We start from the raw sequence: 24,679 nt of genomic DNA on the forward strand, positions 1-24,679 counted from the left end.
ATAGAGTCATGACCACAGCCCCTCTGTTGAACACGCTGTTTCCCGTCGCCGCCGACATCCCCGAGCAGTACCGCCTGGACAGCCAGGTCGAGCAACGTGAGTACCTGATCGACGGTCAGTTGCAGACCTGGAACGGGCCCCTGGCCCTGGTGCGCAGCCCGGTGTACCTGGCCACCGCCCATGGCGACGAACAAGTGATTCTCGGCAGCACCCCGCTGCTCGACGCCGACACCGCGCTGACCGCCCTCGACGCCGCCGTGCGCGCCTACGACCGTGGCCAGGGCGCGTGGCCGACCATGCGCGTGGCCGAACGCATCCAGCACGTCGAAGCCTTCCTCGGGCGCATGCGCGAACAGCGCTCGGCGGTGGTCAAGCTGCTGATGTGGGAAATCGGCAAGAACCTCAAGGACTCGGAAAAAGAGTTCGACCGCACCTGCGACTACATCGTCGACACCATCAACGCCCTCAAGGAACTCGACCGCCGTTCCAGCCGCTTCGAGCTGGAGCAGGACACCCTCGGCCAGATCCGCCGCGTGCCCCTGGGCGTGGCCCTGTGCATGGGGCCGTACAACTACCCGCTGAACGAAACCTTCACCACCCTGATCCCGGCGCTGATCATGGGCAACACCGTGGTGTTCAAGCCGGCCAAGTTCGGCGTGCTGCTGATCCGCCCGCTGCTGGAAGCCTTCCGCGACAGCTTCCCGGCCGGGGTAATCAATGTGATCTACGGCAGCGGCCGGGAAACCGTCAGCGCGCTGATGGCCAGCGGCAAGATCGATATCTTCGCCTTCATCGGCACCAACAAGGCCGCCAGCGACCTGAAGAAACTGCACCCCAAGCCGCACCGCCTGCGCGCCGCCCTGGGCCTGGACGCGAAAAACCCCGGCATCGTGCTGCCGCAAGTCGACCTGGATAACGCGGTCAACGAGGCGGTCACCGGCTCGCTGTCGTTCAACGGCCAACGCTGCACCGCGCTGAAGATCCTCTTCGTCCATGAAAGCGTGGTCGATGCCTTTATCGAGAAATTCAACGCCAAGCTGCTCAGCCTCAAGCCCGGCATGCCGTGGGAACCAGGGGTGGCGCTGACGCCGCTGCCGGAGTCGGGCAAGGTCGATTACCTGCACGCCCTGGTGGCCGACGCCATCGACAAGGGCGCCAAGGTGGTCAACCCCGGCGGAGGCGAGGCGCGGGCGTCGTTCTTCTACCCGGCGGTGCTGTACCCGGTGAACAGCCAGATGCGCGTGTACCAGGAAGAACAGTTCGGGCCGGTGGTGCCGATCGTGCCGTATCGCGATCTGGAAACGGTGATCGACTACGTCCTGGAATCGGACTTCGGCCAGCAGCTGAGTATCTTCGGCACCGAGCCGGCACAAGTCGGGCATCTGGTGGACACCTTCGCCAACCAGGTCGGGCGGATCAACCTCAACGCCCAGTGCCAGCGCGGCCCGGACACCTACCCGTTCAACGGGCGCAAGAACTCCGCCGAAGGTACGCTGTCGGTCCATGATGCGTTGCGCACCTTCTCGATCCGCACCCTGGTGGCCACCAAGTTCCAGGAGAGCAACAAGGAGCTGATCAGCGACATCATCCGTAACCGCGAGTCGAGCTTCCTGACCACCGATTACATTTTCTAGAAACGGAGAACTCCCCTGGGCCAGACCTTCCGCCTGCCACCGCTGTTGCGCCGCTTCCTGCTCCCGGTACTGGACCCGTATCGGCGCTACCGCTACGCCAAGCTGATCCATGCGGTGCGCGTGGCCCTGGGGTTGCTGGCCACCATCGCGCTGACCACCGGCCTCAATCTGCCCCACGGCGAATGGGCGTCGGTGACCATGCTGGTGGTGATCGGCGGCTTGCAGCACCACGGCAACATTGGCAAGAAGGCCGCGGAACGGGCCATCGGTACCCTGATCGGCGCGGGCGTCGGCCTGGTGCTGGTGGTACAGCAGGCTTACCTGGGCCTGTCCTGGCTGACCTACCTGGGGATGTCGGTGGTGTGCGGGTATTTCTCCTATCACGCCATCGGCAAGGGCGGCTACACCGCGCTGCTGGCGGCGATCACCGTGTTCATCGTCGCCGGCCACGGCGACAACCACGTCAGCGATGGCCTGTGGCGCACCGTGGATATCCTCATCGGTATCGCCCTGGCCCTGGCGTTTTCCTTCGCCATTCCGCTGTATGCGGTCTACTCCTGGCGCTACAACCTGGCCAGCGCCTTGCGCGACTGCGCCACCCTTTACGGACGCATCATCGGCGGTCAGTCGGTGACCGACGACGAACACCTGAAGTTGCTCGGGCGCCTCAACAGCACCTTGCTGCAACTGCGCTCGCTGATGCCCTCGGTGTCCAAGGAAGTGCGGATCTCCATGACCGAACTGGATGCCATCCAGCGCAACCTGCGCATGTGCTTCAGCACCCTGGAAATCCTCGGCAATACCCGGCCGGACCTCAGCGACCCACAGGCCCGCGAACAGTTGCAACAGCTCATGAAACATGAGCACCGGCAGGTGCGCATACAGCTGGTGGGCATGGCCCGCGCCCTGCAATCCGGCGCCACCAGACGCCTGGGGCGGCCCCTGGATGGCCCGGCCTCCTCGCCCCTCGACACCTCGGTCTACAGCGCGCTGGACGGCTACCGCCTGCTGACCCGGCAACTGGTGGCCACCCTCGACGAGATGCGCCAGCGCCTGGCGAAAAGCTCGGAGCAGTGGAAGATCTGAGTGCGCCACGCCTGCCGCCAGACCGCGCCGGCTAGAACAACTCGCTGAACGGAATGAAGCGCGCCGGCTCGCCGGCCCGCAAGGTGCTGCCCTCGAGGATTTCCACCAGCCCATCGGCCCACGAAGCGCCCAGCAACACACCGGAACTCTGGTTCGGATAGAGCACCGCACGGCCCTCCTCCAGCCTGGCCCGCAGGTATTCGCGGCGGCCTCCCGCTTTCGGCCAGTCGAAACCGACGCTGACCGGGAAGCTCAAGGGCATGACCTCTTCGACGCCCTGGATGCGCAACAGATACGGCCGGGCCAGCAGGCCAAAGGTCACCAGGGCCGAGGTCGGGTTGCCGGGCAGGCCGATCACCGGCACGCTACCGAAGCGCCCCACGGTCAGCGGCTTGCCGGGTTTTATCGCAAGCTTCCAGAACACCGGGGTGGCGCACTCGCGCAGTACCTGGCCGAGGCAATCGGCGTCGCCGGCGGACACGCCGCCGGTGGTCAGGATCAGGTCCGCGGCGCACTGCAATTGTTCCAGGCGCAGCCGAGTCTGCTGCGGCTGGTCGGGGAGAATTCCGGCATCGACCACCTCGCAGCCCAGGACATTCAACCAGTGGCTGAGCAGGGTGCGATTGCTGTTGTAGATGCAGCCGGGGCGCAAGGCGGTGCCCGGCTCGGCCAGTTCATCGCCCGTCGACAGCAACGCCACCCGTGGCCGCCGCACCAGCGGCAGATGGGTGCAGCCCTGGGCCGCGGCGATAGCCAGTTCGAAAGGCCCCAGGCGTTTGCCGGTGCGCAGCAGCACTTGTCCGGCGCGGTTCTCCTGGCCTTGCGGGCGAATATTCTGGCCGGCCTTGAGCGGCTGCTTGAAGCGCACGCGACCGTCGTCAAGCAGCTCGACGTTCTCTTGCATCTCGATGCTGTTGGCGCCCTCGGGCAGCGGCGCGCCGGTGAAGATTCGCGCGCAGGTGCCCGGCCGCAACGGCTCGGGGGCCTGGCCGGCGAAAATGCGTTGCGACACCGCCAGCGGCTGGCCGTCCCAGGCATCGAGGTTCAAGGCATAACCGTCCATGGCGCTATTCGGCCAGGGCGGCAGGTCGAGGGTCGCCACCAGGTCGCTGGCCAGCACCCGTTGCCGCGCCTCGCCCAGCGCCACCGGCTCGCTGTCCTGCAAACGTTGCGCCTCGGCCATGGCCAGCAAGCGGGCGATGGCCTCCTCCACCGGCATCAGCGCTGAGGCGCTCATCCGCGGGTCCCGCAGGCTTGCACCTGCTTGAGGTGCGGCACGAAATTGCACGGCCGGTGGCGGGCGTCCAGTTGTTCGGCGAGGATGCCTTCCCAGGCGGTCCGGCAGGCGCCCGTGGAGCCCGGCAGGCAGCACACCAGGGTGCCGTTGGACAGCCCGGCCAGGGCCCGGCTCTGCACGGTGGAGGTGCCGATATCGAGGATGGAGATCGCCCGGAACAGCTCGCCGAAACCGTCGATCCGCTTGTCCAGCAAACAGTTCACCGCCTCGGGCGTGCTGTCGCGCCCGGTGAACCCGGTGCCGCCGGTAATCAGCACCACCTGGATAGCCTCATCGGCGATCCACAGGGCGACCTGGGCGCGGATCTTGTACAGGTCATCCTTGAGCAGGTTGCGTTCGCTCAGGGTGTGGCCAGCTTCCAGCAGGCGGCTGACGAGCAATTGACCGGAGGTGTCGGTGGCGTATTCGCGGGTATCGCTGACGGTCAGCACGGCAATATTCAGGGGGACAAACAATGCATCCGATTTCACACTCATGTCTTTCTCCGGCGGGCAGTCATAAAAACCATGGCCAGAGGCTAAAGCGCTGAAACCGTCGGTGTCTAATCACTCTGGCCGACCACTTTATCGAGCATATCTATCAAGGACTCTTTCCCCCTGACGTGCCGGCCCACGCCGGTGAAATCCGCGGCCGATAGAGCCTTTTGATCGCTCATTCGATACTTCCGATTGGACTCGAAGGGGCGACAATGAGATCGTCTGAGCCCCCAACCAGCGTGCCTCGAACAATGACCCCGACCTGCCCCGCCGCCCCTTCGCCCATCCCCTGCTCGGTGCTGCTGCTGGCCGGCGGCCGTGGCGCGCGCATGGGTGGCCGGGACAAGGGCCTGCTGCCCTGGCAGGGCAAGCCGCTGATCGCCCATGTGCAGGCGGCGGTCCGACCTTTCACCGACGACCTGATCATCTCCTGCAACCGCAACGCCGAGCAGTATCGGGCCTATGCCGACCAACTGGTCGAAGACTCGCAGAGGGATTTCCCGGGGCCCCTGGCGGGTGTGCTCGCCGGCCTGGCAGTGGCGCGTCATCCGTGGCTGCTGGTGTTCGCCTGCGACGCGCCGAAAATCGACGGCGCGCTGATCGGCGCCATGCTGGCGGCGCGCCCTGCCCCGGACTCGGTGCTGATGGTGCAACAGGCCGGCCACTGGCAACCCATGTTCAGCCTGATCCCCACGGCCTTGCTGGCAAGCCTGCAACACGACTGGGACGCCGGCGAACGCAGCCTGCAGCGCGCCTTGTCGAAGCACCGGCCGCAGGCCCTGGTCTGCGCCGAGGACGACCCGCGCCTGAGCAACTTCAATACCCCTGAGCTACTTTTTTAACGGCATTTTTTTAACGGCTTTTTTAACAGCTCCGCGTGTCACCGAACGGACGCACAGTCTTTTCCTCCAAAAGTCGGATCGGGATTTCCCGGCGCTTCGTGCATCCTGGACTTACCCCTGACATCAACCCTCTTCTTCAACAGGTGCCATCGTGGACATCAAACAACTCAAGTTCCTTATCGCCCTGGACCAGACCCGACACTTCGGCCAGGCCGCGGCGCGCTGCCACATTACCCAGCCGACCCTGTCCATGCGCTTGCGCAACCTGGAGGACGAACTGGACCTGGTGCTGGTCAAGCGCGGCCAGCGCTTCGAAGGTTTCACCGAGGCCGGCGAACGGGTGCTGGCCTGGGCGCGGACCCTGCTCGCCGCCCATGACGGGCTGTTCGCCGAGGCCGCCGCGTGCCGTGGCCAACTGGTCGGTAGCCTGCGCCTGGGCCTGGTGCCGCTGAGCAGCTTCAACCCGATCGGCTACGTCCAGGGCCTTTCCAGGAGTTTCCCGGAGCTCAAGTTCGCCCTGTCGTCCATGAGCTCGGACCAGATCATCGAAGGCCTGGGCAACAACCAGCTGGACCTGGGCGTGTGTTACCTGGACCACGTGAACCCGAACTATTTCGAGTTTTTCGAGATCGGCGAAACCCGCGTCGGCCTGCTGTACGACACCCGCCACTTCCATTTCGAAGGCAGCGAAATGAGCTGGGAAGAAGCCGCCGAGCTGCCCCTGGGGATGATCAGCAATGGCATGCACTACCGCAAATCCATCGACCTGAGTTTCCGCAGCCGCGGCCTCGACCTGCAGCCAATCCTCGAAAGCGATTCGACCTATCAGCTGTTCCAGGCGATTCACGAAGGCTTCTGCTGCTCGATCATGCCGCTGTCCAGCACCCTGGAAAACCCGATCGAGAACCTGGCCTTCATCAACCTGCCGGATGCCAGTGTGCTGGCGCCCCTGGGCCTGGTGATGCGCAAGACCGAACCGCGCTCGGCCATTGCCGAAAAGTGCTTTGCCGAAGCCAGGAAACTGTTTGCCGGGCAAGCGCCCACGGCCGACTGAAGGTGCTGCGCCGCAGGGCGCATCCCCACCCTACCAGCGACTGGCGGCCAGTTGGTCGCTCTCCCTGCCCTGCACCCAACGCTCGCCGGACGAGGTCTGTTCGCGCTTCCAGAACGGCGCGCGGGTTTTCAGGTAATCCATCAGGAAGGCGCAGGCTTCGAAGGCCGCCTGCCGATGGGCGCTGGCGACGCCGACAAACACGATCGGCTCAGCCACCTGCAACGCCCCCACTCGATGCACGACCCTGACCCGTTGCAATGGCCAGCGCTCATTGGCCTCATCGACGATGCGCTGCAACGAACGCTCGGTCATGCCCGGGTAATGTTCGAGGAACAGGCTGCCGACCTGTTCCCCCAGGTTCAGGTCACGCACATAGCCGACGAAAGTCACCAGCGCGCCAACGCCGGGGTCCTCGCCGTGCACCTCGCGGTGCAGTCGATCGAGGTCGAAGGCCTCGGCCTGGACGTGCACGGTCATGGCTCAGCCCCCGGTGACTTGCGGAAAAAACGCGATCTCGTCGAAGTCCTCGATGGGCGCGTCGAGGTTGCACAGGTCCTGGTTCAGCGCGCACATCAGGCTGGTTTCGCCGAGCACCGCCTGCCAGGCCTCGCCCCTGGCCATCAGCAACGTCCTCACGTCGCCGACGCTGCGCAACGAATCATCCAGCGCGATCTTCTCGCCGCCGATACCGAGTTGCTCGCGATAACGGGCAAAGTAGTTGACCAGGATCATGCTGTGACTCCCGCGTCAAAGCTGCCCGATCGCCCGCCCTGTTTCTTCAGCAGCTGGATGCTGTCGATGACCATTCCGCGATCGACCGCCTTGCACATGTCGTAGATGGTCAGCGCGGCGACGCTGGCCGCGGTGAGGGCTTCGAGCTCGACACCGGTGCGGCCGTTGAGCCGGCAGGTGGCGACAATCCTGACGCTGTCGGGCTCGACCGCCTTCAGATCGAGGTGAATCGAGCTGAGCAGCAACGGGTGGCACAGCGGGATGAGTTCATGGGTTTTCTTCGCCGCCATGATGCCCGCAATGCGCGCCACCGCGAACACGTCGCCCTTGGGGTGGCCGTTGCGCTGGATCAGTTGCAAGGTGGCGGGCTGCATGCGTACCCAGGCCTGGGCCTGGGCTTCGCGGTCGGTGGGCGGCTTGTCGCTGACATCGACCATGTTGGCCCGGCCTTCGGCGTCCAGGTGAGTCAGGATCGTGGAATCGTGGTTCATGGTTATCCTCGCAGCCTGTTGGCTGGGTTGAGTGATGTGGCCCGGGGGAACCGGGGCGAATGCATGGGCGCCGGTCAGCTCAGCACGAAGTCCACCGGTTGCAGCACCGGCGGCAACTGGGTGGCCCCCAGGGCATCGAGCACTTCACGCTCGATGGTGCGCACCAGGGCATTGGTCGGCAGGTCGTTCTCGTCCCGGCCGAAAGGGTCTTCCAGCTCGTCGCCAATGGCGTCCAGGCCGAAAAACGTGTAACTGACGATGGCCGTGAAGATCGGCGTCAGCCAGCCCAGGGGCTCGGCCATGGCAAAGGGCAGCAGGATGCAGAACATGTAGCTGGTGCGGTGCAGCAACAGCGTGTAGGGAAAAGGCAATGGCGTGCCCTTGATCCGCTCGCAGACTGTCTGGGCGTTGGTCAGGCTGCTCAGGTGATTGGCCATCAGCGTGTAGCGCCATTCGCTGATCGCCCCGGATTCGGCCAGGGTCGAACACTGTTGCCCGACATGGCGCAGGATGCTGTCCGGCACGTTGGGCGCCTGGGCCGGCGGCAACTGGCTCAGCCAGGTGCCCGCCGCGCTCAGCTCGTCTTCCTGGCGCAGCCTGGCGTTGAGCGCATGAGCGAAGCCGCAGAGGTCGCGCAGGATCCTGCCGCGCTGCCGCGGGTCCTTGATCGCCTGGGTTTCGCGGATCATCGAACGCACCTCAGTCACCAGCGTGCCCAGGGCCTTGCGCGCTTCATACCAGCGGTCGTAGCAGGCGTTGTTGCGAAAGCTCATGAAGATCGACAGCGACAGGCCCAGCAGGGTGAACGGCGTGGCATTGACCCTGGAGAAATAGGTCGGGTACAGGGTCTCGATAAACACGATGGCCGAGGCCAGCAGGGTCACCAGCAGGCTGCGCAGGGCGATGCGCTTGGCAATCGAGCCCTTGAGGGAGATCAGCACATTGATCAGGTTGGGTTTGGATCTGACGATCATCGCAAGACAGCCTTTTTGCAGAGGGGAAAACCGCGCGGGCTAGCCGCCGGTCATGTTCATGAACCGCACCACTTGCACCTCGTCATTGAGTGCGAAGTTGTGGCGGTACGGCTTGATTTTCATCGCCTCGATGATTGCCCGCTCCAGGCGCTGCGGCTCGCCCGGATGGCTGCGCAGCACCTGCTTCAAATCGACCGAATGCTCGTTGCCCAGGCACAGCAGGAGCCGGCCCTCGACGGTCAGCCGCACCCGGTTGCAGGTGGCGCAGAAGTTGTGGCTGTGGGGCGAGATGAACCCCAGGCGAATCTCCGGTGCCTCGGCCAGGCGCCAGTAACGCGACGGCCCCTGGGTCGATTCGGTGGAGTCGATCAGGGTGTAGCGCTCGGCGATGCGCTCGCGCACCTGGGCGCTGGAAAAGAACGCATCGGCGCGGCTGTGTTCGCTGATCACCCCCAGGGGCATCTCTTCGATAAAGGAGATGTCCAGCCCACGGTCGATGGCAAAGCCCACCAGGTCGTTGATCTCGTGATCGTTGCGCCCTTTCATCACCACGCAGTTGAGCTTGGTGTGCTGGAAACCGGCGGCGTTCGCCGCATCGATGCCGGCAATCACCTGGGCCAGGTCGCCGGTGCGGGTCAGCTCGCGAAAGCGCCTGGCATCGAGGCTGTCGATGCTGATGTTCAGGCGCTTGAGCCCGGCCTCGAACAAGGGTGCCGCCAGCTTGCCCAGCTGCGAGCCATTGGTGGTCATGCACAGCTCGCGCAGCCCCGGCAGCGCGGCGATGCGCCGACACAGCTCGACGACGCCCGGGCGGATCAAGGGTTCGCCCCCGGTCAGGCGGATTTTCCGGGTGCCCAGGGCGACGAAACTTTGCGCCAGCTGATAGAGCTCCTCCAGGGTCAGGATCCGTTGCCGCGGCAGGAACTGCATGTCTTCGGCCATGCAATACACACAGCGAAAATCGCAGCGATCGGTCACCGACATTCGCAGATAGTCGACTCGCCTGGAAAAACCATCCTGCAGGATTCGATCTGACATTACCGCCTCCGTCAGCACTTCAGGTGTATCGACCCGAGTGCCGTTATTGGAAGGCCACCGTTATAGAGGGCCTTGTTTGAGGCAAGACTAAGGACATTTCAAATCACCGTCTAATTGCTATTAACAACCGGTTGATCGATGGGATTTATCAGAAGAAAAATCATCCAATTCCGAACCACATTAAGTAGTTATTTAATTGATTATTATCGATTTTTTCCTTGATAGAGCATTTCGATCATCCGGTCATTATTTGCGATTAGACAGGCACTTTATAAGCGGCTTAGGCTTGACCCCGCAGTCCTGAAGCAATATCCGCGAAGTGCATAAACCTGTGCAGCCTGTAATTAACGGCTACTTAAAGTTGGTTATTCATGCACACAAGAAAACAGTCATTAACAATGACTCGGCATTAGGCGCAGCCTACGTGCAATGTCCTGGAGAAGTATCATGAGCGAAGTTGAACGCTATAAACCGTACAAGGGGGCGGCGGCCGGTTGGGGCGCATTGATTGCCGTGACCAGGAACTGGCTGGGCAGCGAAAACGCTTTCAAGAATATTCGCACCATGCTCAAGACCAACCAGAACGGCGGCTTCGACTGCCCGGGCTGTGCCTGGGGCGAGTCGCCGGAAAACGGCATGGTCAAGTTCTGCGAGAACGGCGCCAAGGCGGTCAACTGGGAAGCCACCGGGCGCCTGGTCAACCCGGCCTTCTTCAACAAATACACGGTGTCGGCACTGGCGGCGCAAAGCGACTACTGGCTCGAATACCAGGGTCGCCTGACCCACCCGATGCGTTACGACGCCAGCCTGGATCGCTACGTCGAAACCAGCTGGGACGACGCCTTCGCCCTGATCGCCAGGCACCTGAACGGGCTGGAGTCGCCCGACCAGGCCGAGTTCTACACCTCGGGCCGGGCCAGCAACGAGGCCGCCTACCTCTACCAGCTGTTCGTGCGCGCCTACGGCACCAACAACTTCCCCGACTGCTCGAACATGTGCCACGAGGCCAGCGGCCTGGGCATGGACGACAGCGTCGGCGTGGGCAAGGGCACGGTGACCTTCGAGGACCTGGGGGAAGCCGACGCGATTTTTGTCATCGGCCAGAACCCCGGCACCAACCATCCGCGGATGCTCGAACCGCTGCGTGAAGCGGTGAAACGCGGTGCCCAGGTGATCTGTTTCAACCCGCTGAAAGAGCGTGGCCTGGAACGCTTCCAGCACCCGCAGCATCCGCTGGAGATGCTCACCAACGGCTCCGAGCCCACCTCCTCCGCCTACTTCCGCCCGGCCCTGGGCGGCGACATGGCAGCCATGCGCGGCATCGCCAAGTTCCTCTGGCAGTGGGAACGCGAAGCCCTGGCCAACAACGGCGAGGCGGTATTCGACCGCGCCTTCATCGCCGAGCACACCTCGGGCCTGGACGCCTACCTGGCCGAAGTCGACGCCACCAGTTGGGAGCACATCCTCGAACAGTCCGGGCTGTCCCTGGAGGACATCGAGCTGGCCGCGCGCATGTACCGCAAGGCCAAGCGGGTGATCATGTGCTGGGCCATGGGCGTGACCCAGCACACCCACTCGGTGCTGACCGTGCAGGAAGTGGTCAACGTGCAACTGCTGCGCGGCAATATCGGCCGTCCGGGCGCCGGGCTGTCGCCGGTGCGCGGCCACAGTAACGTGCAGGGCGACCGCACCATGGGCATCAACGAACTGGCCCCCACCGAGTTGCTCGATGCCCTGGAAGCGCGTTTTGCCTTCAAGGCGCCGCGCAAGCACGGGCACAACACGGTGATGGCGATCGCCGCCATGGAAGAAGGTCGGGCCAAGGTGTTCATCGGCCTGGGGGGCAACTTCGCCCAGGCCACCCCCGACAGCCCGCGCACCCATGCCGCGCTGCGCAACTGCGAGCTGACCGTGCACATCGCCACCAAGCTCAACCGCAGCCACCTGGTCACCGGCCGCGAGGCGCTGATCCTGCCATGCCTGGGGCGCACCGATATCGACCTGCAAGCCCAGGGCCCGCAAGGCGTCACCGTGGAAGACACCTTCAGCATGGTGCACATTTCCCACGGCCAGCTGAAACCCAAGTCGCCGCTGATGCGTTCGGAACCGGCGATCATCGCCGGGATCGCCAACGCCACCCTCGGCAGCCACCCCATCGACTGGCTCTGGGTGATCGAGGACTACAGCCGCATCCGCAACCTGATCGCCGACACCATTCCCGGCTTCAAGGACTTCAACCAGAAGCTGCTGCACCCCGGTGGTTTCCACCTGGGTAACGACGCCGCCCAGCGCATCTGGAAAACCGCCACCGGCAAGGCCCAGTTCACCCCCGGCGTATTGCCGGAACACCTGGTGAGCCAGGGCGTGCGCGACCTGGGCGTGAAGCCGGAGCTGATCCTGCAGACCATGCGTTCCCACGACCAGTACAACACCACCCTGTATGGCCTGGACGATCGTTATCGCGGGGTCTACGGCATGCGCGACGTGGTCTTCGTCAACGAGCAGGACATTCGCAAGCTGGGCTACGAGCCGGGGCAGAAGGTCGACATGATCTCGCTGTGGGGCGACGGTCGCGAGCGCCGGGTGAGCGGCTTCACCCTGATCGCCTACGACATTCCCGCCGGCCAGGCCGCCGCCTACTACCCGGAAACCAACCCTCTGGTGCCACTGGAAAGCTACGGCGACCGCACCTTCACCCCGACCTCGAAGTTCATCGCGATTCGCCTTGAACCGGCGCCGGTCAGCAACCTGATCCAGTCCTCCGTCGATTGAACCTGCCCGGGGCGGCGAGCGTCGCCCCGGCCCTTTCGAAACCTGCACTGCCGTTGACCGCGAGCCGCGAGGTTCACCGCGGTCGGCCGGGCTGTGCACAGGTATCGAGCCACTCTGAGGGTATCGTCATGCCAAACCTGGAAGCGCTCGACCTGGCGCGAATTCAATTCGCGTTCACGGTCTCGTTCCACATCATCTTTCCCGCCATCACCATCGGGCTGGCCAGCTTCCTGGCAGTGCTCGAAGGCCTCTGGCTGAAAAGCAATAACTCGGTCTACAAGGACCTGTATCACTTCTGGTCGAAAATCTTTGCCGTCAACTTCGGCATGGGGGTGGTCTCCGGGCTGGTCATGGCCTATGAGTTCGGCACCAACTGGAGCCGCTTCTCGGACTTCGCCGGGAGCATTACCGGGCCCCTGCTGACCTATGAAGTGCTGACCGCGTTTTTCCTCGAGGCCGGTTTCCTCGGGGTGATGCTGTTCGGCTGGAACCGGGTCGGCCGTGGGCTGCACTTCTTCTCCACGGTCATGGTGGCGATCGGCACGCTGATCTCGACCTTCTGGATCCTCGCCTCCAACAGCTGGATGCAAACGCCACAGGGCTTCTCCATCGTCGATGGGCGGATCGTGCCGATGGACTGGCTGGCCATCGTGTTCAATCCGTCGTTCCCGTTCCGCCTGGCGCACATGGCGATTGCCGCGTTCGTCGCCACGGCGTTTTTTGTCGGCTCGTCCGCGGCCTGGCACCTGCTGCGCAAGAACGACACGCCACAAGTGCGCAAGATGCTGTCGATGGCAATGTGGATGGCCTTGATCGTCGCGCCGATCCAGGCGGTGGTCGGCGATGCCCACGGCCTGAACACCCTGGAACATCAGCCGGCGAAAATCGCCGCCATCGAAGGCCACTGGGAAAACATCGGCAATGAACCGACGCCGCTGGTGCTGTTCGGCATCCCCGACATGGACGCCGAGAAGACCGGTTATGCGCTCGAAGTGCCTTACCTGGGCAGCCTGATCCTGACCCACAGCCTGGACAAGCAGATCCCGGCGCTCAAGAGCTTCCCGAAAGAGGACCGGCCGAACGCGACCATCATCTTCTTCAGCTTCCGGATCATGGCCGGGCTGGGCATGCTGATGATCCTCACCGGCCTGCTCGGCCTGGCCTTGCGCCGCAACGGCGCGCTGTACCGCAACCGGCTGTTCCTGCGCCTGGTGCTGTTCATGGGCCCGACCGGCCTGATCGCCATGCTGGCCGGCTGGATCACCACCGAGGTCGGCCGCCAGCCGTGGGTGGTGTACGGCTTGCAGCGCACCGCCGATGCGGCGTCGAACCACTCGGTCAGCCAGTTGAGCATCTCGCTCGCGCTGTTCGTGCTGATCTACTTCTCGGTGTTCACCGTCGGCATCGCCTACATGATGAAGCTGGTCCGCAAAGGCCCGCAGCCGCATCACGATCATCCGCCACAAGGCGGCCCCGGCCAGGACCGCACGCCGTGCCGGCCGCTGTCCGCGGTCACCGAGACCTTCGCGTCCGGCAACCCCGCCAACTGAACAAGGAGCTTGCCCATGGGCATTCAAGGTATAGATCTGTCGTTGATCTGGGGCGTGATCATCGCTTTCGGGGTGATGATGTACGTCATCATGGATGGCTTCGACCTGGGACTGGGGATCCTCTTCCCGCTCATCCCGGACGCGCAGGAGCGCGATGTGATGATGAACACCGTGGCGCCGGTCTGGGACGGTAACGAGACCTGGCTGATCCTCGGTGGCGCGGCGCTGTACGGGGCCTTCCCGCTGGCCTATTCGGTGATTCTGGAGGCCCTGTACCTGCCGCTGATCTTCATGCTGGCCGGCTTGATCTTCCGCGGCGTGGCCTTTGAGTTCCGCTTCAAGGCCAGCCCGGAAAAACGCCATATCTGGGACATGGCGTTCATCGGCGGCTCGCTGCTGGCGACCTTCTGCCAAGGCATCGTGATTGGCAGCTATATCGCCGGGATCCCGGTGGTCGATCGCCAGTTCGCCGGCGGCAACCTGGACTGGCTGGCGCCGTTCCCGCTGTTCTGCGGCCTGGGCCTGATCGTCGCCTACGCACTGCTGGGCAGCACCTGGCTGCTGGTCAAGACCGAAGGCATGCTCGAATCGCGCATGCGCCACTACACCCGGCCGCTGGCGTTCGTGCTGATGGCGGTGGTCGCGGTGCTCTGTGTGTGGACGCCCATGCTGCACCCGGAGATCGCCAGCCGCTGGTTCACCCACGCGCATATCGTGGTCTTCGGCGCTCTTGTGGTTCTCGCGCTGCTGGCGCTGTTCGGGCTGCTGCGCACCTTGCGCCAGCATCACTCGCACTGGCCGTTCGTGTTCACCCTGGCGCTGGTGTTCCTGGGCTACATCGGCCTGGCCTTCAGCATCTGGCCGAACATCGTGCCGCCTTCCATCAGCCTGTGGCAGGCCGCATCCCCCCCGTCCAGCCAGCTGTTCATCCTGATCGGCACCCTGTTCATCCTGCCGATCATCCTGATGTACACCTGCTGGAGCTACTACGTGTTCCGCGGCAAAGTGAGGATCGGCGATGGTTACCATTGACAGCGAAACCCTTCGCCCCCCTGCCAGGCTGAGGCCTTTCTACCAGCAGGTGGCGCAGCTGAGCCTGCTGTTCCTCGGCGGGCTGGTGATGCTGGCCGCCGCCACCGCACTGATGATGGAGTTGGCTTATGGAACGCTCTGAGGTATCGACCACCGGCCACCCGAGCGCCCCCTGGTATCGGCGGCTGGCGTGGCTGGTGGGCATCTGGCTGGGCAGTGTGCTGGCCCTGGGTGCGGTGGCCAGTCTGTTGCGGCTGATGATGCACATGGCCGGCATGACCACTCACTGATTGCTGATCGCACCGGTAAAGGCCCGGCGCCTTTCCCGGTGCGCGGTCCCGGCAACCATTGAATAGCATCCGCCAGATGCAACGAGCCCGCGAGGCCCTCACCTCGCGGGCTCTTTACATCTGGATCAGGGCTGGCGTTCGGCCAACGCTTCCAGCAGATCGGCGGAAGGCACGAAGAACAGGCCGCCGGTCACCGCCGTGCTGAAATCCAGCAGACGGTCATAGTTGCCCGCCGGCCGACCGACGAACATGTTTTCCAGCATCTGCTCGATAGGCTCCGGCGAGCGCGCGTAACCGATGAAATAGGTGCCGAACTCCCCCGCCCCGGGCCGGCCGAACGGCATGTTGTCGCGCAGGATCTTCACCTCCTCGCCGTCCTTGGTGATGGTGGTCAAGGCACTGTGGGAAGAGGTCGGCTTGACCGCATCGTCGAGTTCGATATCGGACAGCTTCTTGCGCCCGATGATACGTTCCTGCGCCTCGACCGACAGCTCGTTCCAGGCGTTCATGTTGTGCAGGTACTTCTGCACCAGCACATAACTGCCACCGCTGAACGCCGGGTCTTCATCGCCGACCAGGGTGAACTCGATGGCCTTGCGCCCGACCGGATTTTCCGTGCCATCGACAAAACCGATGATGCTGCGCATGTCGAAGTAGCGGAAACCCTGCACCTCATCGACCACCGAGATCGCATCGCCCAATGCCCCGATCAGTTGCGTCGCCAGTTCGAAGCACAGGTCCATCTGGTCCGCGCGAATGTGCAGCAGGAGGTCGCCGGGGGTCGCCACGGCCCGGCGCTCTTGCGGGCCGAACTCGCGAAAGGCATGCAGCGAGGCCGGGCGCGGACCGCCAAACAGCTGGTCCCAGGCCGCCGAAGCAAAACCGCAGACGCACGACAGGTTACCCGCGGGCACCCGCTTGCCGACCGAACGGGTGAGGCTCGCCACATCCTCGCACCAGCCCCGCACCTTGGCGGCGGCGTCACCGCCGGGGGCCAGGGTGGCGACGATAAAGATCGCGCTGCTGGTAATCGGGTTGCAGACGGATTGCGGTTCAGGAATATCGTTGGACATGGGCATGACCACTCGGCGGAACGGGAAAGACCGCAGAGTAGCAAATAATCGCGGCGCTGCAGTCCGGCAGCGAGTCTCGCGCTCATGAAAGCCCACCGATGAAAAAAGGGGCGCCCCATGCGCCCCCTTCCCTGGATCGCCAGGGTCAGTTCAGCGTCGAGCGCACAATCCGTACCGGAACCGATTTGTAGGACGGCGTCCCGCTATCCACGTCGATGTAATCCAGCGGCACCAGCTGGTTGGCTTCGGGGTAATAGGCCGCGACCGAGCCCGGGGAAATCTTGTATTCGATCGCGGTGATTTTCTCGTAGCGCAGCTTGCGCCCCTGGGTGACCGTCTCGATATCCACCAGGTCGCCATGGGCCAGGCCACGGGCATCCAGGTCCGCCTGATTGATGAACAGCACGTCGCGCCGGCCGAATACCCCGCGATAACGATCGTCCATGGCATAGATGGTGGTGTTGTACTGGTCATGGCTGCGAATAGTGATCAGGCGCAGGACGTCCGCGCCATCGACCACCTTGTCTTCATGCAGCCCGGGAAAGACAAAGAACTCGGCCTTGCCCGAGGGCGTGAGCCATATGCGCTCGGTGGGCGGCAGCGGCATGCGGAACCCGCCCGGCACGCGGATGCGCTGGTTGAACGCCTCGAAGCCGGGCACCGTTTTCTCGATCAGGTCGCGGATCTTGTCGTAGTCGGCGACCAGTTCCTGCCAGGGCACCTTGCTGCCTGGCAGCGTGGCCCGGGCAATGCCGGCCACTATCGCCGGTTCCGAGCGCAGGAACTCGGAGGCCGGGGTCAGCTTGCCGGCCGATGCGTGGACCATCGACATCGAATCCTCGACGGTGATCGACTGGCGCATCCCGTCCTGCACATCCAGTTCGGTGCGACCCAGGCAGGGGAACAGATAGGACTCCTTGGCGACCAGCAGATGGGAGCGATTGAGCTTGGTGCCGATATGCACGCTCAGGTCGAGCTTGCCCATGGCCGGAAAACACTGGCCCGGATCGGGCAAGGCGACGGCGAAATTGCCTCCCAGGCAAATCAGCGCCTTGGCCGTGCCCGCGATCATGGCCTGCATCGCTTTTACCGAATCGTGGCCGTGGGCCGCTGGCGGCTTGAAGCCGAATACTTTCTCCAGCCTGTCGAGAAATGCCTTCGACGGCTTCTCGGTAATGCCCACGGTCCGGTTGCCCTGGACATTGGAATGGCCGCGCAACGGGCAAATGCCCGCGCCAGGCTTGCCAAAGTTACCGCGCAACATCAGTAGGTCACAGATCAGCCGGACATTGGCCGTGCCTTCGTTGTGCTGGGTGATGCCCATGCCGTAGGTGACGATGGTGGCGTTGGATTTTGCGTAAGCGGCGGCGACCTTTTCCAGCTCGGCCTGCTGCAGGCCGCTGGCCTGTTCTATATCGGGCCAGGCCGTGGCGTGCAAATCGGCGACCAGCTCGTCGAAACCCTGGGTGTGCTGGGCGATGAAGTCATGGTCGAGGACTTCGCCCACCATCCGCTCCAGCTCCAGCAGCGCTTTCATGATCCCCTTGATCGCCGCCGCGTCGCCTCCGGCTTTTACCTGGAAGTAGGACGAGGCGATCCGGGTGGAGCCGTAAGTCGCCATTTCAATCATGTTCTGCGGATCGGCAAAGCGCTCGAGCGCGCGTTCGCGCAGGGGATTGAAGACCATGATCGGCACCTTGCGCCGCGAGGCCTCGTGCAGCGTGCCCATCATGCGTGGGTGGTTGGTGCCGGGGTTGTGGCCGATGGAGATGATCAGTTCGCAGGTATCGAAGTCGTCCAGCGACACCGTGCCTTTGCCGATACCAATGGATCGCGGCAACCCGACGCTGGTCGGTTCGTGGCACATGTTGGAACAATCGGGAAAGTTGTTGCTGCCGTATTCCCGGATGAACAGTTGGTACAGATAGGCCGCTTCATTGGAGGCCCTGCCAGAGGTATAGAACTCGACCTGCTCCGGTTGCAGCCCCCGGAGTATCTCGCCTATTCGCGCGAACGCCGCCTCCCATTCGATCGGCTGGTAGGTGTCGCTGGCACGGTCATATACCAGGGGATGGGTGATACGTCCCAGGTCCTCCAGCTCGTAATCACTGCGGTGCAATAACGAGGCGACCGGATGATTGGCGAAGAAGTCCGGGGTGACCCGCTTGTTGGTCGCCTCCCAGGTCACCGCCTTGGCGCCGTTTTCACAGAACTGGAAGGTGGATTTGTGCTCCTTGTCGGGCCAGGCGCAGCCTGGGCAGTCAAAGCCATCAGGCTGGTTGGTGCGCATCAGGGTGATGGGCGCTTTCAGCGTATCCATCTGCTCTCTAACCGCTGTCGCGGTGGCCTTGAGCGCCCCCCAGCCGCCAGCGGGACCGTCGTAGTTACGAACACCGGGTACCTTGCGTCGAGTCGTCATGATCGCTCCCCATACGCCCCCTGCCCTGTAGACGAGAGTCGTTGGTTGCCTGGGATCCGCCGCCATGGCGGCATTCGGTAACGACCTACCGACCCGAATCGGGGGACGGTAGATGTCACATCTGAACAGCAAAAAAGACACGCAACCCAGAACCGGGTTTGAGGACTTGAAACCTTTGAATCAACGACGAAGGGTTGCGCTTGAATCTTTCACCCTGAGTTAAAACCTTAGTGGTGCGTCCCCGCCTGTCAAGGCAATAAATAGCTGGCAAATCGGGTAGTTGCTTATCATTCGTATTAATTCGGCGACCAGTCACTCACCGGTACCCAATGCTCACTGCGCCGCCACCCGACGGCGCAAGCCCAGGCTCCAGCCCTGCTGCATGCCGGCCGCCGCCAGCAGGATGGCGATCACGCCGATCCATTGCAGCAGCTCCAGGCGATGGCCGAAGGCAAACCAGTCGACGAAGATCGCCGCGATCGGATAGATGAACGACAGCGCGCCGGTCAGCGCGGTCGGCAGTTTCTGGATCGCGCCGTACAGCAGCACGTACATCACCCCGGTGTGGACGATGCCCAGGGTCAGCAGGCTGGCCCAGGCACCGGGAGCGGCGGGCAGCGCGGAGAAGTTGGCCCAGGGCGCCAGCAGCAACACCCCGGTGCAGACCTGGATCAACGCGATCAGGTGCGGCGGCGTGCCGGTCAGGCGCTTGATCAAGAGCGCGGCGAAGGCATACAGCAAGGCCGCCCCCAGCGCCAGGGCGATCCCCAGCAGATAGTCATTGCCCGCCGCGCCCTGCTCGCCATGGGCACTGACGATCGCCAGCATCCCGGCGAAGGAAATGCTCAGCCAGAACAGTTTCTGCGCGGTGATTTTCTCGCCGAGGAACAGCGCCGCCAGCCCCACCAGCATGAACGGCTGGACGTTGTAGACCGCGGTGCCGATGGCGATCGAGGCCCGGGAATAGGAGGCGAACAGCAGCACCCAGTTGCCGACGATGGCGACACCGCTGAGCACCGCGAGGAGAAAGGTGGTGCGCGTCAGGATGCCGGGGCGCAGAAAGCCGAAGCCGGCACAGATCAGCAGCAGGGTCGCGGCGCCGAACACGCAGCGCCAGAACACCACGTCCAGCACCGGCTGCCCGGACACCAGCACGAACCAGCCGATGGTGCCGGAAATCAACATGGCGGCGGTCATTTCCAGTGAGCCGCGGCGTAACAATTTGTCCATGATCATTCTCCTCAACAAGAGCCAAAAGTATGACAATCGGCTCCTGCCCCGCTCAAGACTCAACGGTAGGCTAAAATCGTCTTACACCTTTTTTATCAAGGTATTTCTTAGGTTTTACCTAATGAGGCTGACATGATCGACGAAATTGACCAGGCGCTGATCAGCGCCCTGATGGAAGATTCACGCCGTTCGCTCAAGGCCCTGGCGCAGATCAGCGGGCTGTCCTCGCCCAGCGTCGCCGAACGCCTGCGACGCCTGGAAGAGCGTGGTGTGCTCAAGGCCTATACCGTCGAAGTCGACCCGAAGTTCTTCGGCTATCAATTGCAGGCCATCGTACGCATCCGGCCGCTGCCGGGGAAACTCCAGGAGGTCGAACGACAGATCCTGGCCATCCCCGAGTTCACCGAATGCGACAAGGTCACGGGCGAGGACTGCTTTATCGCCCGCCTGCATGTACGCGACATGGAGCAACTGGACAGCCTGCTCGACCACCTCAACAGCTGCGCGGAAACCAACACCGCGATCGTCAAGAAAAGCCCGGTGAAACGGCGGCTGCCGCCGATGGTGTAATGCCTGGGCTCACACACGGCGTTTGCCCTGGCACCTAGAAAACTGGCTAGACTCAGGACCTCGTCGACGAAGGATTCGCACCGTGAAAACCTCTTTTCTGTTGCTGGCGGCATTGATGCTCCCAGGTTGTGGAACCATCGATACCGTCTTCAGGGAGGATGCGGTGGCCAGCGAGAAACTCAAGGAGCGAAAAACCTACTGCGGTGGCGTCCCGCGTATCTACAGTGGCGTGACTTACGATTTCTGCAGCCTGCATGCCCCTGAGCCAGAGAACGGCACAACTCATACCGGCCCGGCCTCGAACCAAGCCATGCTGCTCGACATGGCCGTCTCAGGCGTACTCGACACCTTGCTGTTGCCCTACACCATCTATCAGCAACAAACCGATGGCAGCCTGATCATTGCCGAATAGCGTCCCTGGATGGCAGCAAACTCTGCGGGCACTACCACGGTCCACCTTGACCCTGGCCGAGCGACCAGATCGCAGACAACAAAAAGCCCGCCGAAGCGGGCTTTTTGTTTCAGGCTTGACGATCAGTCGTCGCGACCCATGACGCCAAACAACTGCAACAGGCTGACGAACAGGTTGTAGATCGATACATACAGGCTGATGGTCGCCATGATGTAGTTACGCTCGCCGCCATGGATGATGGCGCTGGTCTGGTACAGGATGCACACCGAGGAGAACAGCACGAAGCCCGCGCTGATCGCCAGTTGCAGACCGCTGATCTGGAAGAACAGGCTGGCCAGCGTCGCCCCCAGCAGGACGAAGAAACCGGCGGTGATGAAACCACCGAGGAAGCTCATGTCCTTGCGGGAAATCAGCACGTAGGCCGACAGACCACCAAACACCAGCGCGGTCATCGCAAAGGCCGAGCTGACCACTTCCGCGCCGCCCTGCATGCCCAGGTAACGGTTGAGGATCGGGCCGAGCAGGAAGCCCATGAAACCGGTCAGGGCAAACGCCGACACCAGGCCCCAGGCCGAATCACGGAGCTTGTTGGTAAGGAAGAACAGACCGTAGAAACCGATCAGCACCACGAAAATGTTCGGATAACCAACCCGCATCTGCTGGGCCACGTAAGCCATCACGCCACTGAAGGCGAGAGTAAGAGCGAGTAGGCCGTAGGTGTTGCGCAGGACGCGGCTAACTTCTAGCTGCTCGGCCTGCACGCTGTTATTAACTGCGTAATCCTGTTCGCGCATGGCGACACTCCTGTTGGTTTGAAACGTTCAGTGGCAAAGATCATAACAGACGCTCTGCAACACACCATGCAGAGAGTTTGACAGTGTGTTTCATTCAGGTATTATGGCGCCCGCAACAAAAACGGAGGTGTGGCCGAGTGGTTTAAGGCAACGGTCTTGAAAACCGTCGACTGTAACAGGTCCATGAGTTCGAATCCCATCGCCTCCGCCATATTCGTCACGCTAAAGCCCCGATCTTTCGGGGCTTTTTCGTTTCTGGGGCTTGAGGATCGACGCTGCTTTTGGAAGTCCCACCACAAAGGTAACCAGCGTCGACAGCGCAACATGGATGGTGAAGACCTTGCCGCCGTTGTTGTGCGGAGTTAATTCAAAAATTTCACAAAAATCAGCTCTGGATCACCAGGGTCAAGATTCTCCACAGTCCCGCTGTATTGATATCCGAGCTGTACCAACAATTGCCGCATGGGTGTATTGGACGTGTTGGTCGAAGTGAAGATCTTTCTGGCAGAGGAACAATGCTCTAAGTGAGCAACGATTTGCCGACCTACACCAGAACGTCTATGAGCGTTTGAGACGACTACAAGCGGGATGAACCACTCCCCGAAAAAACTTGTGTCCAAACAGCCGTAACCGATCGGGACACTGGGATCGTTCGTCTCACAAGCAACCCAGCATTCGCCCGTGCCTACTACCCTTTCTATTTGTGCTCGACGGCCGTGATCTTTTGCCGCGATAGGATCCACACGCACCAACCATTCGATATCGCTCAAGACGGCCTGTCTGATTTGCCAATTCATGATCGCGTCCCTGTGCAAGAAGAAGGAGGAGGATACAAAAAGCCCAGCACTCTGGCTGGGCTTCGATTATTTTCTACATGCCATCATCTTGTCGGCGAGAGTTTTGGCTCTTTCGATCAACAGGTTCTGCCTGTCTTCATGAGTGGCCTCTCCTACGACCGGTGCCGTCAGATTGCTTTCGGCAATCAACGCAGCGCAGAAGTATTGATCCCAGACTCTTTGCTCCGACGCCTGTTTGCTTACTTGGTCGGCGATCATATGGGGCTCCTTTTGACGAGGTAGCACCGCTATTCTACGCCTCAATCGCCAACAGCCCCTGCGCGAGCGGATAGCCGGCAAACGGTGTGGAGCCAATTGGACTGCACAGGTTTCCGGCATCGCCTGGCAGCTATTTCACGCCAATATCTTCTGCAAAACGAAGCAGATAACCATCAGGGTCCAGGACCAGGAAATTCCTCTGCCCGAATTGCCGGTCATTGCTACGGTACCAATGCTCTTCGACAGGCCTCCTGATCGGGCAGCCCGCCTTTTCAAGCGCACAAACCAGAGCCTGTGCATCCGGACACTCGATGGAAAGGTTCATGCCACGTCCGTAGGGAGGCTCCAAGGGGCCCACGCGCCATGGCGAATCGTCGTGCCAGTCCTGCTCCAGCATGATCTGGCTGTTGCCAAAGGAGAGAAAGGCAAACTGGTCTTCGGGGCGGTCGTACTCGACCCTGAAACCCAACACATCACAGTAGAAATACAGACTCTGCTGCAGGTCCGAAACGATCAGTTCCGGCACCAGGGCGTTCAACTTGAACATGCTCTTGCATCCATTCAGTTCCTTGGCCGGCCAATTTACCTGGTTCTCTGCATTGCCGGCCTATTTAGTACGCGGCCTTACCTGTCATTGAACCTTCTGCCCGCTGCCAATCTTCTTGGCCCTGTCGATCCCCCACTCAAACGCATCCTCCATGTCCAGGCCATCCGGGGCCAGGTCATTGTCTTCGACGATAACGCTGCCATCCGGCGTGTAGATGCCGATGAACATCTTGAGCGAGCCATCTCTGATCGCACCTTGATCTTGCATCCATTCGAAAGCGTTTCACTGTGATTCAAATGACGCTCAGTCATGGCCGCATCCCTCAGTAAATGAAGTTCGAGTAAGGCACAGCCCATTGATTCACGCCAGTCGGTGGCCACTCCCCATCAAGGGTTAGAGACGACAGGTCCGATTTTGCGAAGGCAATAAAAAGCCCCGCACAGTGGCGAGGCTGTTTTTGTATCTGTCAGCGCTTCAGCCGGCAGGTTTCAGTGGCGCCGGGGCGGCCATGACATAGCGGGACATCAGGTAGGCGACCAGGCCGCCCAATGCCGCGCCCGCCGCATCGGCCAGAAACAGCGCCAGTTGAGAGGCCGAATGCTGGTAGACCCTGCACATCGCCACCCAGGCGTTTTCCATGAAGCCGGAAGCCCAGTCCCAACCGCAGGGGTAGACCATCAAGAAGGCCAGCCCGGCGAGGGTGATCCATCCGGACAACCTGGACGGAGTCTGCGAGAAGACGAACCGGGCCAGCTGGCAGATACCGACAAAGAGCCAGGCCGCCAGCATGCTTCTCATGAATTGGTCGAATAACTCGAAAAAGGCCATGGCGCCCTACGCTGAAAAATCACCGAGCGATGATAGCCATTCGTGTCGCCATAAAAAACCCGGCGCAGCGGCCGGGTTTTCATCAATCGTTTAACGGTGCCCGTAGGCGCCCCCAGCGCCGGCCTTCCTTAACGTCCAGCGGCCTGGCAAGCTCCTGCACCCTCTTCCCCGGCTCCAACTGCGACCTGGACCAGGGCTTCCAGCAAGGCCTCGGTGTGATTGATCGATTCCCGGATCTCATCGAAGGCATCCTCCAGATCGCGCACCTTTGCTGTCGCCGAAGCGCCGCACAGGGCTTGCTGGATCTGGAACTCATCCTGCCTGAATTGCAGGACATTGGCCCGCAGGCCTTCGATACGAAGGGACAACTGCGAGATGTGATGACGGCGACGCTGAACCATTTCCGATTCTCCTTCATGGCCCTCTTACTTATTCAGATCGTCGCGCGCCGACAGATGTTCAGCGGTTCCTGACCAAAGGCAC

The 24,679-nt window shown here is 62.3% G+C and carries 27 protein-coding genes, 1 tRNA gene and 1 pseudogene; 13 read left to right on the forward strand and 16 right to left on the reverse strand.

Annotated elements, in window-relative coordinates:
* Nucleotides 1-8: 8 nt before the first annotated feature.
* Nucleotides 9-1,634, forward strand: a complete 1,626-nt coding sequence (locus AC3RCP_RS20275) for an NADP-dependent glyceraldehyde-3-phosphate dehydrogenase (RefSeq protein ID WP_492570984.1) — start codon at nucleotides 9-11, stop codon at nucleotides 1,632-1,634.
* Between the two features lie 45 nt (nucleotides 1,635-1,679).
* Nucleotides 1,680-2,720, forward strand: a complete 1,041-nt coding sequence (locus tag AC3RCP_RS20280; RefSeq protein ID WP_492570983.1) for an FUSC family protein — start codon at nucleotides 1,680-1,682, stop codon at nucleotides 2,718-2,720.
* A gap of 31 nt (nucleotides 2,721-2,751) precedes the next feature.
* Here AC3RCP_RS20280 and AC3RCP_RS20285 read toward each other — a convergent pair whose 3' ends face one another.
* Nucleotides 2,752-3,957, reverse strand: coding sequence for a molybdopterin molybdotransferase MoeA (locus AC3RCP_RS20285; protein WP_101338443.1), 1,206 nt, complete (start codon nucleotides 3,955-3,957; stop codon nucleotides 2,752-2,754).
* Entirely contained in the window at nucleotides 3,954-4,493 is a 540-nt protein-coding gene (gene moaB / locus AC3RCP_RS20290) for a molybdenum cofactor biosynthesis protein B (RefSeq protein ID WP_101338444.1), read from the reverse strand. The genes AC3RCP_RS20285 and moaB overlap by 4 nt, the downstream gene beginning before the upstream one ends.
* A gap of 251 nt (nucleotides 4,494-4,744) precedes the next feature.
* Here moaB and mobA point away from each other — a divergent pair, with 251 nt between their 5' ends.
* Nucleotides 4,745-5,335: a molybdenum cofactor guanylyltransferase MobA gene (mobA, locus tag AC3RCP_RS20295; protein WP_101338445.1), complete on the forward strand. Its 591-nt coding sequence runs from the start codon at nucleotides 4,745-4,747 to the stop codon at nucleotides 5,333-5,335.
* Between the two features lie 151 nt (nucleotides 5,336-5,486).
* A complete protein-coding gene (locus AC3RCP_RS20300; protein WP_101338446.1) occupies nucleotides 5,487-6,389 on the forward strand; it encodes a LysR family transcriptional regulator in 903 nt (300 codons plus the stop codon).
* A 30-nt stretch (nucleotides 6,390-6,419) separates the two neighbouring features.
* Here the strand turns inward: AC3RCP_RS20300 and moaE are convergent, their stop codons facing one another.
* From moaE to moaA, 5 genes are all read right to left on the reverse strand, one after another.
* Entirely contained in the window at nucleotides 6,420-6,866 is a 447-nt protein-coding gene (gene moaE, locus AC3RCP_RS20305) for a molybdopterin synthase catalytic subunit MoaE (RefSeq protein ID WP_101338447.1), read from the reverse strand.
* A 3-nt stretch (nucleotides 6,867-6,869) separates the two neighbouring features.
* The gene (locus AC3RCP_RS20310) at nucleotides 6,870-7,121 is read right to left on the reverse strand and encodes a MoaD/ThiS family protein (RefSeq protein WP_009044519.1); all 252 of its coding nucleotides are present in this window, start codon (nucleotides 7,119-7,121) and stop codon (nucleotides 6,870-6,872) included.
* A complete protein-coding gene (gene moaC, locus AC3RCP_RS20315) occupies nucleotides 7,118-7,594 on the reverse strand; it encodes a cyclic pyranopterin monophosphate synthase MoaC (RefSeq protein WP_178081111.1) in 477 nt (158 codons plus the stop codon). The genes AC3RCP_RS20310 and moaC overlap by 4 nt, the downstream gene beginning before the upstream one ends.
* 92 nt (nucleotides 7,595-7,686) lie before the next feature.
* Complete coding sequence (locus tag AC3RCP_RS20320; protein ID WP_101338449.1) at nucleotides 7,687-8,586, reverse strand: bestrophin family protein; 900 nt, start codon at nucleotides 8,584-8,586, stop codon at nucleotides 7,687-7,689.
* Nucleotides 8,587-8,625: 39 nt separating this feature from the next.
* Nucleotides 8,626-9,624, reverse strand: a complete 999-nt coding sequence (moaA, locus tag AC3RCP_RS20325) for a GTP 3',8-cyclase MoaA (protein ID WP_007929319.1) — start codon at nucleotides 9,622-9,624, stop codon at nucleotides 8,626-8,628.
* 447 nt (nucleotides 9,625-10,071) lie between these two features.
* On the opposite strand from moaA, the gene AC3RCP_RS20330 reads away from it, so the two are divergent.
* From AC3RCP_RS20330 to AC3RCP_RS20350, 5 genes are all read left to right on the forward strand, one after another.
* Nucleotides 10,072-12,396: an FdhF/YdeP family oxidoreductase gene (locus tag AC3RCP_RS20330; protein ID WP_007929318.1), complete on the forward strand. Its 2,325-nt coding sequence runs from the start codon at nucleotides 10,072-10,074 to the stop codon at nucleotides 12,394-12,396.
* 128 nt (nucleotides 12,397-12,524) lie between these two features.
* Nucleotides 12,525-13,946, forward strand: a complete 1,422-nt coding sequence (locus tag AC3RCP_RS20335) for a cytochrome ubiquinol oxidase subunit I (RefSeq protein WP_492570982.1) — start codon at nucleotides 12,525-12,527, stop codon at nucleotides 13,944-13,946.
* A 15-nt stretch (nucleotides 13,947-13,961) separates the two neighbouring features.
* Nucleotides 13,962-14,978: a cytochrome d ubiquinol oxidase subunit II gene (gene cydB / locus AC3RCP_RS20340; protein WP_053261802.1), complete on the forward strand. Its 1,017-nt coding sequence runs from the start codon at nucleotides 13,962-13,964 to the stop codon at nucleotides 14,976-14,978.
* The gene (locus tag AC3RCP_RS20345) at nucleotides 14,965-15,120 is read left to right on the forward strand and encodes a hypothetical protein (RefSeq protein WP_007929315.1); all 156 of its coding nucleotides are present in this window, start codon (nucleotides 14,965-14,967) and stop codon (nucleotides 15,118-15,120) included. The genes cydB and AC3RCP_RS20345 overlap by 14 nt, the downstream gene beginning before the upstream one ends.
* Nucleotides 15,107-15,268: a DUF2474 domain-containing protein gene (locus AC3RCP_RS20350; protein WP_007929314.1), complete on the forward strand. Its 162-nt coding sequence runs from the start codon at nucleotides 15,107-15,109 to the stop codon at nucleotides 15,266-15,268. Before AC3RCP_RS20345 ends, AC3RCP_RS20350 begins: the two co-directional genes overlap by 14 nt.
* Nucleotides 15,269-15,393: 125 nt before the next feature.
* On the opposite strand, the gene AC3RCP_RS20355 is transcribed toward AC3RCP_RS20350, so the two are convergent.
* From AC3RCP_RS20355 to AC3RCP_RS20365, 3 genes are all read right to left on the reverse strand, one after another.
* Complete coding sequence (locus AC3RCP_RS20355) at nucleotides 15,394-16,347, reverse strand: Dyp-type peroxidase (RefSeq protein WP_492570981.1); 954 nt, start codon at nucleotides 16,345-16,347, stop codon at nucleotides 15,394-15,396.
* Nucleotides 16,348-16,486: 139 nt separating this feature from the next.
* Entirely contained in the window at nucleotides 16,487-18,760 is a 2,274-nt protein-coding gene (locus tag AC3RCP_RS20360) for an FdhF/YdeP family oxidoreductase (RefSeq protein ID WP_492570980.1), read from the reverse strand.
* A 333-nt stretch (nucleotides 18,761-19,093) separates the two neighbouring features.
* Nucleotides 19,094-19,990, reverse strand: coding sequence for a DMT family transporter (locus AC3RCP_RS20365; RefSeq protein WP_085534424.1), 897 nt, complete (start codon nucleotides 19,988-19,990; stop codon nucleotides 19,094-19,096).
* 132 nt (nucleotides 19,991-20,122) lie between these two features.
* On the opposite strand from AC3RCP_RS20365, the gene AC3RCP_RS20370 reads away from it, so the two are divergent.
* Both AC3RCP_RS20370 and AC3RCP_RS20375 read left to right on the forward strand, forming a co-directional pair.
* Entirely contained in the window at nucleotides 20,123-20,560 is a 438-nt protein-coding gene (locus tag AC3RCP_RS20370; protein WP_101338454.1) for an Lrp/AsnC family transcriptional regulator, read from the forward strand.
* Nucleotides 20,561-20,642: 82 nt separating this feature from the next.
* A complete protein-coding gene (locus AC3RCP_RS20375; protein ID WP_101338455.1) occupies nucleotides 20,643-20,972 on the forward strand; it encodes a YceK/YidQ family lipoprotein in 330 nt (109 codons plus the stop codon).
* 122 nt (nucleotides 20,973-21,094) lie between these two features.
* Here the strand turns inward: AC3RCP_RS20375 and AC3RCP_RS20380 are convergent, their stop codons facing one another.
* Nucleotides 21,095-21,766 carry a Bax inhibitor-1/YccA family protein gene (locus AC3RCP_RS20380; RefSeq protein WP_492570979.1) on the reverse strand — a complete coding sequence of 224 codons (672 nt, stop codon included), beginning with the start codon at nucleotides 21,764-21,766 and terminating at the stop codon, nucleotides 21,095-21,097.
* A 123-nt stretch (nucleotides 21,767-21,889) separates the two neighbouring features.
* Here AC3RCP_RS20380 and AC3RCP_RS20385 point away from each other — a divergent pair.
* Nucleotides 21,890-21,977: transfer RNA gene (locus tag AC3RCP_RS20385), tRNA-Ser, on the forward strand.
* Nucleotides 21,978-22,128: 151 nt separating this feature from the next.
* On the opposite strand, the gene AC3RCP_RS20390 is transcribed toward AC3RCP_RS20385, so the two are convergent.
* The 5 genes and pseudogenes from AC3RCP_RS20390 to AC3RCP_RS20410 all read right to left on the reverse strand — a co-directional run bounded on the left by AC3RCP_RS20390 (nucleotide 22,129) and on the right by AC3RCP_RS20410 (nucleotide 24,166).
* A complete protein-coding gene (locus tag AC3RCP_RS20390) occupies nucleotides 22,129-22,563 on the reverse strand; it encodes a GNAT family N-acetyltransferase (protein ID WP_101338456.1) in 435 nt (144 codons plus the stop codon).
* A 66-nt stretch (nucleotides 22,564-22,629) separates the two neighbouring features.
* Nucleotides 22,630-22,821 (reverse strand): hypothetical protein, encoded by a 192-nt coding sequence (locus AC3RCP_RS20395; protein WP_007929308.1) that lies wholly within the window; start codon nucleotides 22,819-22,821, stop codon nucleotides 22,630-22,632.
* 130 nt (nucleotides 22,822-22,951) lie between these two features.
* Nucleotides 22,952-23,368: a bleomycin resistance protein gene (locus AC3RCP_RS20400; RefSeq protein ID WP_101338457.1), complete on the reverse strand. Its 417-nt coding sequence runs from the start codon at nucleotides 23,366-23,368 to the stop codon at nucleotides 22,952-22,954.
* 84 nt (nucleotides 23,369-23,452) lie between these two features.
* Nucleotides 23,453-23,679: pseudogene (locus AC3RCP_RS20405) on the reverse strand (hypothetical protein).
* Between the two features lie 163 nt (nucleotides 23,680-23,842).
* A complete protein-coding gene (locus tag AC3RCP_RS20410; RefSeq protein ID WP_206429743.1) occupies nucleotides 23,843-24,166 on the reverse strand; it encodes a hypothetical protein in 324 nt (107 codons plus the stop codon).
* Between the two features lie 59 nt (nucleotides 24,167-24,225).
* On the opposite strand from AC3RCP_RS20410, the gene AC3RCP_RS20415 reads away from it, so the two are divergent.
* Nucleotides 24,226-24,669, forward strand: a complete 444-nt coding sequence (locus tag AC3RCP_RS20415) for a hypothetical protein (protein WP_492570978.1) — start codon at nucleotides 24,226-24,228, stop codon at nucleotides 24,667-24,669.
* Nucleotides 24,670-24,679: the final 10 nt, after the last annotated feature.

It is taken from the genome of Pseudomonas sp. GW822-FHT05A08 (assembly GCF_058800485.1).

Coding starts and splice junctions, on each gene's coding strand:
- AC3RCP_RS20275 (WP_492570984.1), top strand. CDS start 9: ATGACCACAGCCCCTCTGTTGAACACGCTGTTTCCCGTCGCCGCCGAC.
- AC3RCP_RS20285 (WP_101338443.1), bottom strand. CDS start 3,957: ATGAGCGCCTCAGCGCTGATGCCGGTGGAGGAGGCCATCGCCCGCTTG.
- moaB (WP_101338444.1), bottom strand. CDS start 4,493: ATGAGTGTGAAATCGGATGCATTGTTTGTCCCCCTGAATATTGCCGTG.
- mobA (WP_101338445.1), top strand. CDS start 4,745: ATGACCCCGACCTGCCCCGCCGCCCCTTCGCCCATCCCCTGCTCGGTG.
- moaE (WP_101338447.1), bottom strand. CDS start 6,866: ATGACCGTGCACGTCCAGGCCGAGGCCTTCGACCTCGATCGACTGCAC.
- AC3RCP_RS20310 (WP_009044519.1), bottom strand. CDS start 7,121: ATGATCCTGGTCAACTACTTTGCCCGTTATCGCGAGCAACTCGGTATC.
- AC3RCP_RS20320 (WP_101338449.1), bottom strand. CDS start 8,586: ATGATCGTCAGATCCAAACCCAACCTGATCAATGTGCTGATCTCCCTC.
- moaA (WP_007929319.1), bottom strand. CDS start 9,624: ATGTCAGATCGAATCCTGCAGGATGGTTTTTCCAGGCGAGTCGACTAT.
- AC3RCP_RS20330 (WP_007929318.1), top strand. CDS start 10,072: ATGAGCGAAGTTGAACGCTATAAACCGTACAAGGGGGCGGCGGCCGGT.
- AC3RCP_RS20335 (WP_492570982.1), top strand. CDS start 12,525: ATGCCAAACCTGGAAGCGCTCGACCTGGCGCGAATTCAATTCGCGTTC.
- cydB (WP_053261802.1), top strand. CDS start 13,962: ATGGGCATTCAAGGTATAGATCTGTCGTTGATCTGGGGCGTGATCATC.
- AC3RCP_RS20345 (WP_007929315.1), top strand. CDS start 14,965: ATGGTTACCATTGACAGCGAAACCCTTCGCCCCCCTGCCAGGCTGAGG.
- AC3RCP_RS20350 (WP_007929314.1), top strand. CDS start 15,107: ATGGAACGCTCTGAGGTATCGACCACCGGCCACCCGAGCGCCCCCTGG.
- AC3RCP_RS20355 (WP_492570981.1), bottom strand. CDS start 16,347: ATGCCCATGTCCAACGATATTCCTGAACCGCAATCCGTCTGCAACCCG.
- AC3RCP_RS20360 (WP_492570980.1), bottom strand. CDS start 18,760: ATGACGACTCGACGCAAGGTACCCGGTGTTCGTAACTACGACGGTCCC.
- AC3RCP_RS20365 (WP_085534424.1), bottom strand. CDS start 19,990: ATGGACAAATTGTTACGCCGCGGCTCACTGGAAATGACCGCCGCCATG.
- AC3RCP_RS20370 (WP_101338454.1), top strand. CDS start 20,123: ATGATCGACGAAATTGACCAGGCGCTGATCAGCGCCCTGATGGAAGAT.
- AC3RCP_RS20380 (WP_492570979.1), bottom strand. CDS start 21,766: ATGCGCGAACAGGATTACGCAGTTAATAACAGCGTGCAGGCCGAGCAG.
- AC3RCP_RS20390 (WP_101338456.1), bottom strand. CDS start 22,563: ATGAATTGGCAAATCAGACAGGCCGTCTTGAGCGATATCGAATGGTTG.
- AC3RCP_RS20395 (WP_007929308.1), bottom strand. CDS start 22,821: ATGATCGCCGACCAAGTAAGCAAACAGGCGTCGGAGCAAAGAGTCTGG.
- AC3RCP_RS20400 (WP_101338457.1), bottom strand. CDS start 23,368: ATGTTCAAGTTGAACGCCCTGGTGCCGGAACTGATCGTTTCGGACCTG.
- AC3RCP_RS20410 (WP_206429743.1), bottom strand. CDS start 24,166: ATGAGAAGCATGCTGGCGGCCTGGCTCTTTGTCGGTATCTGCCAGCTG.
- AC3RCP_RS20415 (WP_492570978.1), top strand. CDS start 24,226: ATGATAGCCATTCGTGTCGCCATAAAAAACCCGGCGCAGCGGCCGGGT.